12 protein-coding genes are annotated in these 13,862 nt (G+C 71.4%); 4 read left to right on the top strand and 8 right to left on the bottom strand.

Annotation, left to right across the window (positions count from 1 at the left end):
* Positions 1 to 42: 42 nt before the first annotated feature.
* Positions 43 to 1,200 (top strand): sialidase family protein, encoded by a 1,158-nt coding sequence (locus tag SMIR_RS25905; protein WP_422664525.1) that lies wholly within the window; start codon positions 43 to 45, stop codon positions 1,198 to 1,200.
* A 63-nt stretch (positions 1,201 to 1,263) separates the two neighbouring features.
* On the opposite strand, the gene SMIR_RS25910 is transcribed toward SMIR_RS25905, so the two are convergent.
* From SMIR_RS25910 to SMIR_RS25930, 5 genes are read right to left on the bottom strand one after another with little or no spacing between them, the layout of a single operon-like run.
* Complete coding sequence (locus tag SMIR_RS25910; RefSeq protein WP_212727440.1) at positions 1,264 to 2,199, bottom strand: dihydrodipicolinate synthase family protein; 936 nt, start codon at positions 2,197 to 2,199, stop codon at positions 1,264 to 1,266.
* A 19-nt stretch (positions 2,200 to 2,218) separates the two neighbouring features.
* The gene (locus SMIR_RS25915) at positions 2,219 to 3,268 is read right to left on the bottom strand and encodes an oligopeptide/dipeptide ABC transporter ATP-binding protein (protein WP_168491377.1); all 1,050 of its coding nucleotides are present in this window, start codon (positions 3,266 to 3,268) and stop codon (positions 2,219 to 2,221) included.
* The gene (locus SMIR_RS25920; RefSeq protein ID WP_168501007.1) at positions 3,265 to 5,241 is read right to left on the bottom strand and encodes a dipeptide/oligopeptide/nickel ABC transporter permease/ATP-binding protein; all 1,977 of its coding nucleotides are present in this window, start codon (positions 5,239 to 5,241) and stop codon (positions 3,265 to 3,267) included. The genes SMIR_RS25915 and SMIR_RS25920 overlap by 4 nt, the downstream gene beginning before the upstream one ends.
* Positions 5,241 to 6,200, bottom strand: coding sequence for an ABC transporter permease (locus tag SMIR_RS25925; RefSeq protein ID WP_168491374.1), 960 nt, complete (start codon positions 6,198 to 6,200; stop codon positions 5,241 to 5,243). Before SMIR_RS25925 ends, SMIR_RS25920 begins: the two co-directional genes overlap by 1 nt.
* A 5-nt stretch (positions 6,201 to 6,205) precedes the next feature.
* A complete protein-coding gene (locus SMIR_RS25930) occupies positions 6,206 to 7,834 on the bottom strand; it encodes an ABC transporter substrate-binding protein (protein ID WP_168491372.1) in 1,629 nt (542 codons plus the stop codon).
* A gap of 210 nt (positions 7,835 to 8,044) precedes the next feature.
* On the opposite strand from SMIR_RS25930, the gene SMIR_RS25935 reads away from it, so the two are divergent.
* Positions 8,045 to 8,794 (top strand): FadR/GntR family transcriptional regulator, encoded by a 750-nt coding sequence (locus SMIR_RS25935; RefSeq protein WP_248002906.1) that lies wholly within the window; start codon positions 8,045 to 8,047, stop codon positions 8,792 to 8,794.
* A gap of 20 nt (positions 8,795 to 8,814) precedes the next feature.
* On the opposite strand, the gene SMIR_RS25940 is transcribed toward SMIR_RS25935, so the two are convergent.
* The 3 genes from SMIR_RS25940 to SMIR_RS25950 form a co-directional block, all read right to left on the bottom strand.
* Positions 8,815 to 9,936, bottom strand: a complete 1,122-nt coding sequence (locus tag SMIR_RS25940; protein WP_212727441.1) for a hypothetical protein — start codon at positions 9,934 to 9,936, stop codon at positions 8,815 to 8,817.
* Between the two features lie 101 nt (positions 9,937 to 10,037).
* Entirely contained in the window at positions 10,038 to 10,886 is an 849-nt protein-coding gene (locus SMIR_RS25945; protein WP_168491366.1) for an ABC transporter permease, read from the bottom strand.
* Complete coding sequence (locus SMIR_RS25950; protein ID WP_212727442.1) at positions 10,883 to 11,797, bottom strand: ABC transporter ATP-binding protein; 915 nt, start codon at positions 11,795 to 11,797, stop codon at positions 10,883 to 10,885. Before SMIR_RS25950 ends, SMIR_RS25945 begins: the two co-directional genes overlap by 4 nt.
* Before the next feature lie 133 nt (positions 11,798 to 11,930).
* Between SMIR_RS25950 and SMIR_RS25955 the strand changes: the two genes are divergently transcribed.
* Entirely contained in the window at positions 11,931 to 13,199 is a 1,269-nt protein-coding gene (locus SMIR_RS25955; RefSeq protein ID WP_212727443.1) for a sensor histidine kinase, read from the top strand.
* On the top strand, positions 13,199 to 13,861 hold the full coding sequence (locus SMIR_RS25960; protein WP_168491359.1) for a response regulator: 663 nt from the start codon (positions 13,199 to 13,201) through the stop codon (positions 13,859 to 13,861). Before SMIR_RS25955 ends, SMIR_RS25960 begins: the two co-directional genes overlap by 1 nt.
* Position 13,862 lies beyond the last annotated feature (1 nt).

The following is a 13,862-nucleotide window of genomic DNA, read 5'->3' on the forward strand; positions in this document are numbered from 1 at the left end:
GCGGGGACCACCCTGAGCCGCAGCCTCGTCGCCGCCCTGGCCATCGGCCTCCTCGCCGCCGGCGCCGGTGTCGAGTCCGCCGCCGCCCCCGGTCCCCGTACCGACTGCGCCTCCTCCGTGCCGTACACCGTGGGCGAGGGCGGCTACGACACCTACCGCATCCCGGCGGTCGTCACCACCCGCGCGGGCACGGTGCTCGCCTTCGCCGAGGGTCGGCACGACGGCGCGGGCGACAGCGGCCACATCGACGTCGTCCTCAGACGCTCCTTCGACGGTGGCTGTACATGGGGTCCGCTGCGGGTCGTCGCGGCCGGGGACGGGGACACCCGGGGCAACCCGGCGCCGGTCGTGGACCCGCGCACCGGCCGGATCGTCCTGCTCACCTCCTACAACAGCGGCGCGGTGACCGAGGCGCGGATCATGCGGGGCGAGGTCACGGCGCGCCAGGGCCGCCGTGTCTTCGTCCAGACGAGCCGCGACGACGGCGCGCTCTTCTCCGCTCCCCGGGACATCACGGCCGAGGCGAAGCCGCCGGGCTGGCGCTGGTACGCGACGGGCCCCGGCCATGCGATCGCCCTCGGCCACGGCCCGCACGCCGGCCGGCTGGTCGTCCCCGCCAACCACTCCGCCGCCCCGCCCGAGGGCTCGACCGACACCGGCCGGGAAGCCAAGTACTACGGGGCGCACGCGATCTACTCCGACGACGGCGGCCACACCTGGCACCTGGGCTTCACCGACCGCACCTACGACGGCCGGGTCGACGCCAACGAGAGCAGCGCGGCCGAACTCCCCGACGGGCGCCTGTACTTCAGCGCCCGCGACCAGAGCGGCACCACACCCGGCAATCGCCTCGACACCTACTCCAGCGACGGCGGCGAGACCCTTGACCGCCCCTACGCGATCCAGTCCACCCTGGACGACGTCCCCGTCGTCCAGGGCAGCGTCCTCCAACCCCACGGCCCCCGAGCCCCCTTGCTCTTCTCGGCCCCCTCCGTACCCACCGCCCGCCGCGCGATGACCCTCTGGCGCAGCACGAACGGCGGCATCACCTTCACCAGGGCGACGACCCTCTCCTCCGCACCGGCCGCCTACTCGGACCTGGTCGACCTCGGGCACGACCGGGTCGGCATCCTGTACGAGACGGGCTCGACGCGGCCGTACGACAGGATCGAGTTCCGGCGTCTGCGCCGGACGGGGTAGGTGACGGCGGCGGCGATTCCGGTGGGGTGGGCGGCCGGGCGGTTGAGCACCGGACGACGGGACCTAGAGCAGGCCCGCCCCCGCCAGGTACTTCCCCACCCGTTCCACCTCCGCCTCCGACAGCGGCACCTGCGGCTCCGCCGTGGCCGGACAGGCGATGACGCCTCGTAGGTGCAGCGCCGCCTTGAACGCCCCGAGCGCCGACGAACCCCCGCCCATCCGGGCCGGATCCCCCACCCCGGCCATCCCGAACAGCCCGCACAGCCGCTCCTGTTCGGCCCGCGCCCGCTCCCAGTCGCCCCCTCGGCAGAGCCGGTCGAGCCGTACGTACCCGTGCGGGTCGACGTTGGCGAGACCCGGCACGGCCCCGTCCGCCCCGAGGGCGAGCGCGGAGTCGACGACGAGTTCGGACCCGGTGAGGGCGGTGAAGCCGGTGATGTCGGGGTGGGCGCGGGCGCCCGTGACGACGGCGCGGAAGGCGGCGAGGTCGCCGCTGGAGTCCTTGAGGCCGCTCAGCACGCCCTCCGCGGCGAGGGACAGGACCAGCTCCGCGCCCAGCTTGGTGTGGACGGACACCGGGATGTCGTAGGCGAAGACGGGCACGGACGAACGGGCGGCGACCAGGCGGAAATGGCGCGCGATCTCCGCCGGATGGGTGCGGGCGTAGAAGGGGGCGGTCGCCACGATCGCGTCCGCGCCCGCCGCCGTCACATACGCCACATGGTCCAGCACCCTCGGCGTGGTCATGTCGATCACCCCGGCCAGCACGGGGAGCCGGCCGGCCGCATGGGCGACCACCGTCTCCACCACCAGCCGCCGCTGGGCGTCCGTCAGGAACGCCGCCTCCGAGGACGAGCCAAGGACGAACAGGCCGTCGACGCCCCCCTCCACCAGATGGTCCACGAGCCTGATGAGCGAGGGGACGTCCACCTCGCGGTCCGGTGTCAGAGGCGTGCAGACGGGCGGAACGACACCGGTCAGCGGGGTGGGGATCGGCATGAAGACTCCCTCGGGACGATCAAGGCTGCTGCTGGGCGGGGATGTCGGCCACGGCGGGCGCCGCGGACACGGCCTGGGTCACCAGGTCGCGCGTCGACTGGTCCTCCTCCACAGGATGGTGGCACCGGAAGCGGTGGTCCGGTGTCGACGCGGCCGTGAAGTCCGGCATCGCGCTCGCGCAGTCCTCGTCCGCCTTCCAGCAGCGGGTGCGGAACGGGCAGCCGGTCGGCGGGTGCGTGGCCGAGGGCACCGGGCCCACCAGCGGGATCGGGTCGATCGGGTCCAGGAGGCCGGGCGTCGCGGAGAAGAGGGCCCGGGTGTACGGGTGCCGGGCCCGGTCGGTGACCCGGGCGGCCGGGGACTCCTCCACGATCCGGCCGAGGTACATCGTGATCACCCGGTCGCTCATCCTCCGTACCGTCTGGATGTCGTGCGAGACGAAGACCAGGGCAAGGTCCAGGCGCTCCTTCAGGTCCAGCAGGAGGTTGAGGATCTGGGCGCGGACCGAGACGTCCAGCGCGCTCGTCGGCTCGTCGGCCACCACCAGGTCCGGGTCCAGGGCCAGGGCGCGCGCGATGGCCACCCGCTGGCGCTGCCCGCCGGACAGCTGACCGGGCAGGACGTCCGCCAGGGCGTGGGGGAGGCCCACCAGGGACATCAGCTCCCGCACCCGGTCGTCCCGCTCCCGCGCCGTGCCGCGCCGGTGCACGTCAAGGGGGTCCCGCAGGATCCGGCGTACGGGCAGGCGGCGGTTCAGGGCCGTCGACGGATCCTGGAAGACCATGCCCGTACTGCCGCCGACGGACGCCCGTCGCTCGGCGGGCCGCATCGACCACAGGTCACGGTCACGGAAGCGCACGGTTCCGGACGTCGGCCGCTGGACGCCCACCAGCACCTTCGCCAGTGTCGACTTCCCGCACCCGGACTCGCCGACGACGCCGACCGTCTCGCCGGGCGCGATGGTGAGGTCGGCGCCGGTCAGGGCGTACACCCGGTCGCGGGTGAACAGGCCGCCGGAGCGGGCCTTGTGGACGACATGGGCGCCGGAGAGGGTGATGAGCGCGTTCACTGGACGGCCTCGCTCCGCGTGGTGATCAGATCGACCGCGGGGTGATGGCACGCGGCCGTGTGCGCCCGGGTGCCCAGCAGGTCGGGCGCCGTCGTCCGGCACACCTCGCTCGCCGGCGGACAGCGGTCGGCGAACCGGCAGCCCGCCGGGAAGTCGGCGGGGGCGGGCACGACCCCCTTGATCTGCGTCATCCGTTCGGCCGCCGACTCCAGGGACAGGACGCTGCCGAGCAGGCCGCGCGTGTAGTGGTGGGCCGGTGCCTCCACCAGGTCCGCCGTCACGCCCGTCTCCACGATCTGACCGCCGTACATCACCACGACCCGGTCCGTGACGTCCGCGACGAGGGCCAGGTCGTGCGAGACGAGGATCAGCGCGAAGCCCAGCTCTTCCCGCAGCTTCAGCAGCAGGGTGATGATCTGTGCCTGGACCGTCACGTCCAGGGCCGTGGTCGGCTCGTCCGCCACGATCAGCTTCGGGCCCCGGGACAGGGCCATCGCGATCAGCACACGCTGGCGCTGGCCGCCGGAGAGCTCGTGGGGGTAGCTGCGCAGGGTGCGTTCGGGGTCGAGACCGACCAGAGCGAGCAGCTCCGCGGGGGTCTGTCTCCCGCCCCGCCGCACCAGCTGCTTCAGCTGCGCCCTGATCGTCATCGCCGGGTTCAGGGACGACAGCGCGTCCTGGTAGACCATTGCCATCTCGTGGCCCAGCAGGCGGCGTCGTACGCGCATCGGCTCGCCCACCAACTGACGTTGATCGAAGCGGACATGGCCCCGGACCCGGGCCCCCTTCGGTTCCAGGCCCATCACGGCGAGCGCCGTCAGCGACTTGCCGCAGCCCGACTCGCCGACCAGGCCCAGGACCTCACCGGGGTGCACGTCGAAGCTGATGCCGTCGACGATGTCCACACCGCCGTGCCGGGTGTCGAAGCCGATGGCGAGGTTCTCCACGGAGAGGACCGGCCGGCCGGTGGGCAGGGGGCGGGCCCGGGAGCGCAGGCGGGCGGCGGCCTCCGTCAGACCGGGGAGTTCGAGGACCTCTCCGCTGACGGGCTCGGGCGCCTCCAGCCGGTCACCGGCGGTCGCCGTCGCCGCCACCTCCCGCGCCACGGGCGCCGCCCACGCGTCCGAGACGCCTTCGGAGAGGATGTTCAGCGACAGCACGGTGATCAGCATCAGCAGACCCGGGAAGACCGTCGCCCACCAACCGCCGGTCAGCACCATGTTCTTGCCGTCCGCGATGACACTGCCCCAGGACGGGTCGGGCGGCCGGACGCCCGCGCCGATGAAGGACAGCGAGGCCTCGAAGACGATGGCCTCGGCGACCTGGACCGTGCAGAACACCAGCACGGGGGCGGCGCAGTTGACGGCCACGTGGCGCAGCACGATGTGCGGGGTGCGGGCGCCGATCACGCGTTCCGCCGTCACGTAGTCCTCGCCGTACTGGTCGAGGACGTTCGCACGGACGACCCTGGCCACCGACGGGGTGAACAGGAAGGCGATCGCGCAGATCAGCACCGTGATGCCGCCGCCGAAGACGGCGACCAGGACGGCGGCCAGCGCGATGCCGGGGAACGCCATCACGACGTCCAGGCAGCGCATCAGCGTCTCGTCGACGGCCCCCCGCGAGGTCGCGGCGATCGCGCCGAGGAGCGCGCCGACGACGAGGGCGAGCGCGGTGGCGCCCAGGCCGATCGCGAGAGACCAGCGGGCGCCGTACATCAGTCGGCTCAGGATGTCCCGGCCGAGGCTGTCCTGCCCCATCCAGTGACCGCCGGAGGGGGCGCCGGTGCCGCCGGCCTGCGGTTGCTGGTCGAGCGGGTCGTGCGGGGCGAGCAGGGGCGCGAACACGGCCAGCAGGACCACGAGCGTGAGGAAGCCGAGGGCGATCCGGGAGAGGACGGGCAGGCGTCGCAGCCGGATACCGGGCCGGGCGAGGCCCTCGGTGAGACGTCGGCGGGAGAGCGGGGGGATCATCACGTGGCATCCCTCAGTCGCGGATTGACCAGCAGATACAGGATGTCGATGACGAGGTTCACGACCACGAACCCGGTGGCCGTGGTCAGGACGACGCCCTGGACGACCGCCGGGTCGCCGTTCTTCACGGCGTCGATCATCAACTTGCCCATGCCGGGGAGCGAGAAGATCGTCTCGATGACGACCGCGCCGCCGAGCAGATAGCCGACGCGCAGGCCGAGCACGGTCAGCGGGTTGATCAGCGCGTTGCGGAGCACATTGCGGCCGACCACGACCACCGGCGGCAGTCCGCTGCCGATCGCCGTCCGGACGTAGTCCTTGTCCAGCTCCTCGACCACGGCCGTGCGCACGATCCGGGTGAGCTGGGCGGCGACCGGGAGGGAGAGCGCGAAGGCGGGGAGCGTCATCGTCTTCAGCCAGCCACTCAGCGAGTCACCGGGGTTGATGTATCCGCCGGTCGGGAACCAGCCCCGGTCCACGGCCAGGTACTGGATCATCAGCAGCGCCAACCAGAAGCCGGGCGCCGCGACCCCGGTCAGCGACACGACCCGGATGACCTGGTCGGGCAGCCGGTCGCGGTGGATCGCGGCGGTGACCCCGCCGAGCAGCGCGAGCATCACCGCGATGGCGAGGCCCAGGAAGGTGAGCTGGAGGGTGAGCGGCAGCGCGGTGGTGACCTGGTCGACGACCGGCGCCCGGGTCAGCGCGCTGGTGCCCAGGTCGCCGTGGAGCAGATCGCCGATGAAGTGGACGTAGCGCACCGGGAGGGGGTCGAGCAGGCCGTTCTGCTGCCGGAAGTCGTGCAGTTGCCGCGGAGTGGGGTTGGCGCCCTGGAAGAACGCGGACGCCGGGTCGACGTCCGAGAACCGCATCACCAGGAACACGAACAGCACGATGCCGAGCATCAGCGGCACGAGCAGGGCGACACGGCGGGCCAGGATGCGGACGATGGCCGTCATCTACGTCAGGCCCACTTGGCCTGGAGGAGGTTGACGCCCGGATAGGGCTGGGCCCTGATCCCCGTGAGCTTCCTGGGGTCCCAGGCCGTCATCAGCTCGTTGTGCACGACCGGGTAGAGCACGGCCTGTTCGGCGACGACGTCGATGTAGTCCTGGATCATCGTCTTCTTCTTGTCGGCGTCCGGCTCCCGTGTCGCCAGGTCCATGTCCTTGAAGAGCTGTTTCGCGACCGGGTCGCCCGCCCACCGGGCGTACTGCATCCACAGGTTCTCGGGGCCGTAGTTGTAGTGCATGATCAGGTCGGCGTCGAGGCCGAACTGGTTGGGGTTCGAGGCGGCGGCCACCACCTGGTAGTCCTGCTTCTGGTCCATCTTCGTGAAGACGGCCGTCGTCTCCTGCGGCGAGAGCGTGGTCTCGACGCCGATCGCGTCCCAGGACGCCTTGATGGTCGGCAGACAGTCGACGATCCAGCTGACGTTCACGGACAGGATCTCGATCTTCAGCCCGGAGACCCCGGCGGCTTTCAGGAGCTGCTCGGCCTTCTGCGGGTCGTACCCGTACATGGTCTTCGCCGGCCGGTAGGCCGGGTTCCCCTCGTTGAGGAACGAGCTCGACGGCTTGCCGTGTCCGTGCAGGGCGACCTCGACCATCTTGCCGGTGTCGATGGCGTAGTGCAGGGCCTGGCGCACCCGTACGTCGTCGAAGGGCTTGTGCTTGGTGTTGAACATCAGGAAGAGGTTGTTCATCCCCGCGCCGCCCTCGACGGTGATGCCGCCCTTCCTCAGCTGCTCGATGTTGGCGTACGGGATGTTGTCGGCGATCTGGGCCCCGGCGCTCGCGCCCGAGATCTTCGCGACGCGCGGGGCCGCGTCCACGATCGTCAGCCAGTTCATCTTCTTGAAGGCCGGTTTGCGCGGGCCGTTGTAGGCGGCGAACGCCTCGAAGGTGGTGTTCGACTTGGGGTGGTGGGCGGTCTGCCGGTACGGCCCCGAGCCCACCGCCTTCCCTTTGATCGCGTCGTCCCAGGCACCGGGCCGGGAGAAGACGTGCTTGGGCATGATCTTGGCGAGGGTGAGCCGCGCGATGCCTTCCGGGAAGGGGAACTTCAGCACCAGTTCGACGTTCGACGCGTCGATCTTCCGGGCCTCCTTCAGCCAGCTCGCGAAGAAGCCCTTGCCGAGGGTCTGCGTCTTCGGGTCGAGGATCCGGTCGAAGACGAAGACCACGTCGTCGGCGGTGACGGGCTTCCCGTCGTGGAAGGTGGCCCCGGCCCGCAGCGTGAACTTCCAGGACGTACCGCTGAGATCGCCCGGTACCTGGGTCGCGAGCGCCGCGTACGGCTCGCGCGAGAGGGGGTCCGTGTCCAGCAGACCTTCGTAGATGTGGTTGTTGGCCGCCATGGCGAAGGCGGACGCGGTCTGTGTCGGGTCCCAGCTGCCGTCGTTCCCGTAGCCGATGACGGCGGTGAGCGTCGCGTCCTTGCCGCCCTTCCCGCCGCCGGTGTCATTGGTTGACTGCGGCCCGGACGAGCAGGCCGCCAGCGATGAGGAGAGGGCCCCGGCCGCGGCGAGGGCGCCGGAGTACTTCAGGAAACGTCGGCGGTGCAGCGCCGAGTGGTCGGTCACGTCGCGCACGGTTCCTCCAGAGAGAGGCGGGAGATACGACGTCCTACGTCATGGTGGGCAGCGTGACCATAAGAGCGCCCGTGAGGGCGGTCAAGGGATCGCACACGAATGGCGTATCTTCCAGAGGTGCGACCAATGAAGCCCTGAAACACGGGTAGTTGGTGCTGAATCCGCCCAGAGGTGGGACGTCGGATGTCCAGTGAGCGTACGATGCGGCGCATGTCTGAGGAGACCGGGAACCGGCGCGGGCCCGAGCGCAGGTCCGAGCGCCGGGTGAGCAGCCAGATCCAGCGCGAGGTCATGCAGTTGATCCTCGACCGCAGACTCCAGGCGGGCGCCCCGCTGCCCACCGAGACCGAGCTGATGCAGGACCTCGGCGTCAGCCGCAACTCCGTCCGCGAGGCCCTCAAGGCCCTGCAGGCCCTCGACATAGTCGACATCAGGCACGGTTACGGCACCTACGTCGGCGAGGCCTCGCTGACCCCCTTCGTCGACGGCCTCACCTTCCGCACGCTCGCCCAGCCCGACGACAAGAACGAGACCGGGGCGCTCGCGGAGATCCTCCAGGTACGGGAGGTGCTGGAGGAGGGGCTGATACGCCGGGTGGCGGCCGTGCTCACCGAGCCGGAGCTGGACCGCCTCGAAGCGGTCGTGGCCGAGATGGAGGAGGCGGGCCGCTCAGGCCGCCCCTTCCCCGAACTCGACCGCGAATTCCACGAGTTGCTGTACGCCTCACTCGGCAACGCACTCGTGCCGCAGCTCCTGGGCGCCTTCTGGACCGTCTTCAGCCGGGTCGCCGGCGTACGCGGCTGGACCGACGACCCGTCCCCCGAACTGACCGTCCGCCGCCACCGCGACATCGTCACCGCCCTGCGCGCCCGAGACGTGGAGGCCGCCCAACGCGCGATGGCCGACCACTTCCGCGGCATCGAGGCGAGGGCGGCCCAGGAGTCCAGGGGAGTGGGCTGAGTACGGGGTCCTGTCCGCCCCTAGACGCCGGCCAGGCGCCACACCTGGAGTTCCTTCGTGTCCTCGGCGATCGTGTACCAGCTGCCGTCGCCCAGAGGGTTGGGCACGCCGGATATCGGGAGCGGGTAGGTGATCTCGCCGAGCAGCCGCATGTCCCGTACGTCGACCAGCCAGTGCCGCCCCGGCCCGTACTCCTCGTCCGCCTCGGTGGTGCCCGCTATGACGGTGTGCTCGTCGACGAAGCCGCCGTAGTAGTCCCAGCGCACCTCGGGCTCGTCGTCGTCCGGATCCAGGGCGGGGTGATCGGGAACGACCTCCTCCGCGTCCAGCTCCGACACCACCGAGCCGTCCTCGGCGCGGTGCAGGGACAGGAGCTCCTGATAGTGGGTCACGGTCAGGAAGTGCTCACCCGACGGGCTCACGGCGAGCAGACACCGGTCGTCGTCGATCCGTTCGACGGAGAGCCGCTCGCCGTCCCAGCGGCCCCACAGCAGCGGCGCCCCGTCCTGCCCCTCGCCGACGCTCAGCCCCATCTGTCCGGGGTCCGGGTGCGACACGTGCCCTGAACCGGCGGCCACGGTCTGGGTGTCCGCCTGCCCGAGGACCGTCCCGTCCGTGGCGTCCAGCACCAGCCACTCCTCGATCACGTCCGGATCCTCGTCCCCCGCCGCGAGCGGCCCGCGGACATGGGCCCACACGAGCTTGCCGTCGGCGGAGAAGACCACCGAGCCGCTGTCGGCGTACAGATGCTCGCGGCCGATGGTGCTTTCACCGCTCTCGCCGTACTCCTCGAACGAGGCGTGCAGCTCCTGGCAGTTCCCCGCCCAGCAGCCGTGCCGCACCTCCCACAGGGTGGTGCCCCGCCGGTCCACCGCCCGCACCGCGTGCACGCCCGCGAAGACGGCGACGTCCAGCCCCGGCGACACGGTGCACGTCCCGAAGCGGCGCGGCCACGGCCTCGGGAAGCGGACCACCGACGCCTCACCCGCGAGCGCCGCGGCCAGGTCGTACACGGCCACCTGGGTGTCGTCGCTCTGCAGGATCAGCGTCCGGTCGGGCAGGCACCGCTCTCCTGGGAAGCCGGCCGTGGCCGACTCCAGCGGGCCTGCGAGCGTGGTGACGAGACGGGCGCTCGCGGACATGGTTCCTCCAGTGCGCGTGATGCCGTACGGCGTTGTGTGCGTCGGGTGCACAGTACGGCCGCCCACTGACAACCCCGTACACGCCTGTCCCGTACGGCCTCTCACACGTCCCGGCGGTCCACCGCCACCACGACGATCAACGCCGACACCACCGCCCAGGCTCCCAGCACCACCCAACTGCCCGTCACCGTCGCCCCGTAGCGCGGGAGCCGGGTGAAGGGATCGCGGCCGTAGGCGATGTCGGTCAGCCGCGTCCAGGCGTTGACGGGCATGGCGTGCCGTATGGCGGCCGTCCAGCGGTAGCGGTCGGTGATGAAGCTGGGGACGAGGAGCAGGACGGCGGTGACGGCGACCATCGTGCTCGCGCTGTGCCGGATCAGGGCTCCCAGGGCCATGCCCGCCAGCGCGCAGACCGGGGCGAGCAGCGCGGAGGCGACGACCACGCGCAGGGCACCGAAGTGGGTGATCGACACGGAGGCGTGACGGGTGGTGAGGATCGCCTGCGTCGAGGCGAAGGAGGCACTCGCGACGAACGCGCCGTACAGCGTCATGACCGCCGTCACCACCACGACCTTCGCCGCCATCACGGCACGCCGGTCCGGGACGGCCGCGAGGGTCGTACGGATCAGGCCCGTCGAGTACTCCCCGACGACCGTGATCGCGCCGATGCTCGCCGCCGCGAGGATCAGGATCAGTGCCGATCCGTCGGTGAAGGCGTCGCGCAAGGCCAACTCCCAGGCGAAGGAGCGCATCTGGGGGTTGAAGCGCGGATAGTCGTGCGCGTGCACCCGCGCCGCGTTGGCGTTGAAGCCGATGACGGCGAGGGCGCCCGCGCCGAGTGCCCAGTAGGTCGAGCGCAGGGAACGGAGTTTGATCCACTCGGCGGCGAGGAGATCGGTGAACCGCGCCACGGGGTGTGCGGGAGCGGGGGTGAGGGCGAGAGTGGTCATCGGGCGTCTCCGGCGAGGAACTCGGTACTGTCGACAGTCAGTTCCATGAAGGCGGCCTCCAGGGACACGGTCTGCGGGGTCAGTTCCTCGAGCAGGATCCGGTGCCGGAAGGCGAGTTCACCGATGCGCGCCGCGCTCAGGGCCGTCACCTTGAGGGTCCGGTCGTCGTACGGCGCCACCGCCGCGCCCTCCTCGGACAGCACGGCCGTGAGTTTCGCGAGGTCCGGTGTTCGCACGGTCACCGTCGGCCGGGTGCCGCGCGCCGCGAACTCGGTCACGCTCTCCGCGGCGATCAGCTCACCCCGGCCGATGACGATCAACTCGTCCGCGGTGTGCTCCATCTCGGACATCAGATGGCTGGAGACGAAGACGGTACGGCCCTCGGCCGCGAGCCTGCGAAAAAGCCCCCGCACCCACAACACACCCTCCGGATCGAGCCCGTTGAGGGGTTCGTCGAAGAGCAGCACCGGCGGATCGCCGAGCAGCGCGGTGGCGATGCCGAGCCGCTGCCGCATGCCCAGCGAGAAACCGTCGACCCTGCGCCGCGCCGCCGCCCCCGCGAGCCCCACCTCCTCCAGCACCTCGTCCACCCGGCTCCGGGCGATGCGATTGCTCCGCGCCAGCGCCTCCAGATGGGCCCGCGCGCTGCGCCCGCCGTGCACATCGCCCGCGTCGAGCAGCGCGCCCACGTGCCGCAGCCCGCGCGGATGACGCCGGAACGGCTGCCCGTCGATCGTCGCGCTCCCGCCGGTCGGCCCGATCAGGCCGAGCAGCATGCGCAGCGTCGTCGTCTTGCCCGCGCCGTTCGGGCCGAGGAACCCGGTGACGCGCCCCGGGCGCACCTGGAACGTCAGATTCCGTACGGCGGTGGTGTCGCCGTACCGTTTGGTCAGTTCGTTGACTTCGATCACACCGACCACCGTCTCGTCGGTACCCCCCGCGCGGTATCGCCCTGTGGCCGACACTCTCCCCGTCCGGTGTCGACCAGGGGTGTACGTCCACGGACCGATGCCCGTCCACGGCCCCCATGCCTACGATCGCCGCATGCATGCCATGCCGCTCCCGCCCCGCCTCAAGCTCGTGCCGCCCGGTGCCTGGGTGGCCCTGGCCTGGTGCGCGAGCACGGCGTTCACCTTCCTCGCCCGCATCCGGCTCCCCGGTGAGATGACGGCCAACGTGCTTGTCGCCGCCCAGTTCTACCGCTGGGACGGCCTGCTGATCCTTACCGTCGCCTGCGCTCTGGCGCTGCTCGGCAGCATGTGGTTGCACCGACGGCCGCTGACCGCCCTCACCCTGCTCCTTGCGGCCGCCGCCTTCCTCACCACCAACCTGGCCGTGGGAGCGATCCAACTGGCCCAGTTCCTCGCCGTCGACCTCGCCCTCTACTTCATCGCGGCCGGCCGCCCCCGCCGCACCGGAGTCACCGCCCTCTCCATGGCGCTCGCCGTCCTGCTGGTCTGGGAGTCCGTACGGCTGCTGCGCGGATGGGGCATCGGCACGCTGGAAGAGCTGACCGTGGCGCTGACGGCCGTCGTCGCCTGGCTCCTCGGCGACGCCTCCCACCGCACCCGCGAGTACGGCGAGAAGCTCCGCGCCCAGGCCGCCATCCAGGCGGTCACCGACGAACGCCTGCGCATCGCCCGCGAGATGCACGACATGGTCGCCCACAGCATCGGCATCATCGCCCTCCAGGCCGGGGCGGCGGCCCGCGTCGTCCACACCCAGCCGGATGCCGCGCGCGAGGCGATGACGGCGGTGGAGACGACCGGGCGGGAGACCCTGTCGGGGCTGCGCCGGATGCTGGTCGCCCTGCGCCAGGCGGACCAGGACCGGGACCAGGACCGGGACCAGGACCGGGACCAGAACCAGGCCGCCGCCTCGGCCGAGGCCGACCGGTTGCGCCCGGTCGAGGGGCTCGCCGACCTCGACCGCCTGGCCGCCGCGACAACGGCGGCGGGCGTTCAGGTCGACGTCCACTGGAAGGGCCCGCGCCGCCAACTCCCCCCGGACATCGACCTCTCCGTCTTCCGGATCGTCCAGGAGTCGATCACGAACGTCGTACGCCACGCGGAGACGGCCGCCTGCCGGGTGACGGTCGACTACCTGGAGGAATGCGTGGCCGTGGAAGTCACCGACGACGGCCGGGGCCGGGGCGGCACCACCGACACCGGCTTCGGCCTGGTCGGGATGCGCGAGCGGGTGGCCCTGCTGCACGGCGAGTTCACGGCGGGACCTCGTCCCGAGGGCGGATTCCGGGTGACGGCCCGCCTCCCGGTCCCGGCGACGGCGACGTCGGCGACGGTGGCCGTCTGATGCCGGTCCGTGTCGTCCTCGCCGACGACCAGCAGCTGATTCGCACGGCCCTGCGGATGGTCATCGCCGACATCGAGGACGTGGAGGTGGTGGGGGAGGCCGCGGACGGCGAGGAGGCGGTGACCCGCACCGAGGAACTCCGGCCCGACGTCGTGGTGATGGACATCCGCATGCCGGGCGTGGACGGCATAGAGGCGACCCGTCGGATCACGGCGGGTGCGGGCGAGTCGAGGATCGTCGTCCTGACCACCTTCGACGACGACGACTACGTGTACGGGGCGCTGCGCGCCGGCGCGTCGGGGTTCCTGGTCAAGGACATGGCTCTGGACGACATCATCGGTGCCATACGGGTCGTGGCGGCCGGCGACGCCCTCATCGCCCCCAGCGTCACCCGCCGCCTGATCCAGGACTTCACCTCCGCCCGCTCCTCCGAGCCGGCGCGTCCACGCCGCGACCTGACCGCGATCACGGACCGCGAACGCGAGGTCCTCACCCTGGTCGGCACGGGTCTGTCCAACGCCGAGATAGCCGAACGGCTCTTCATCAGCGTCGCCACGGCGAAGACGTACCTGACCCGCCTGCTGTCCAAGCTGGACGCACGGGACCGGGTCCAGCTGGTGATCATCGCCTATGAGGCGGGTCTGGTCTCGGCGAACCGGTGAG

The sequence above is a fragment of the Streptomyces mirabilis genome (assembly GCF_018310535.1).
GTDB lineage: Bacteria > Actinomycetota > Actinomycetes > Streptomycetales > Streptomycetaceae > Streptomyces.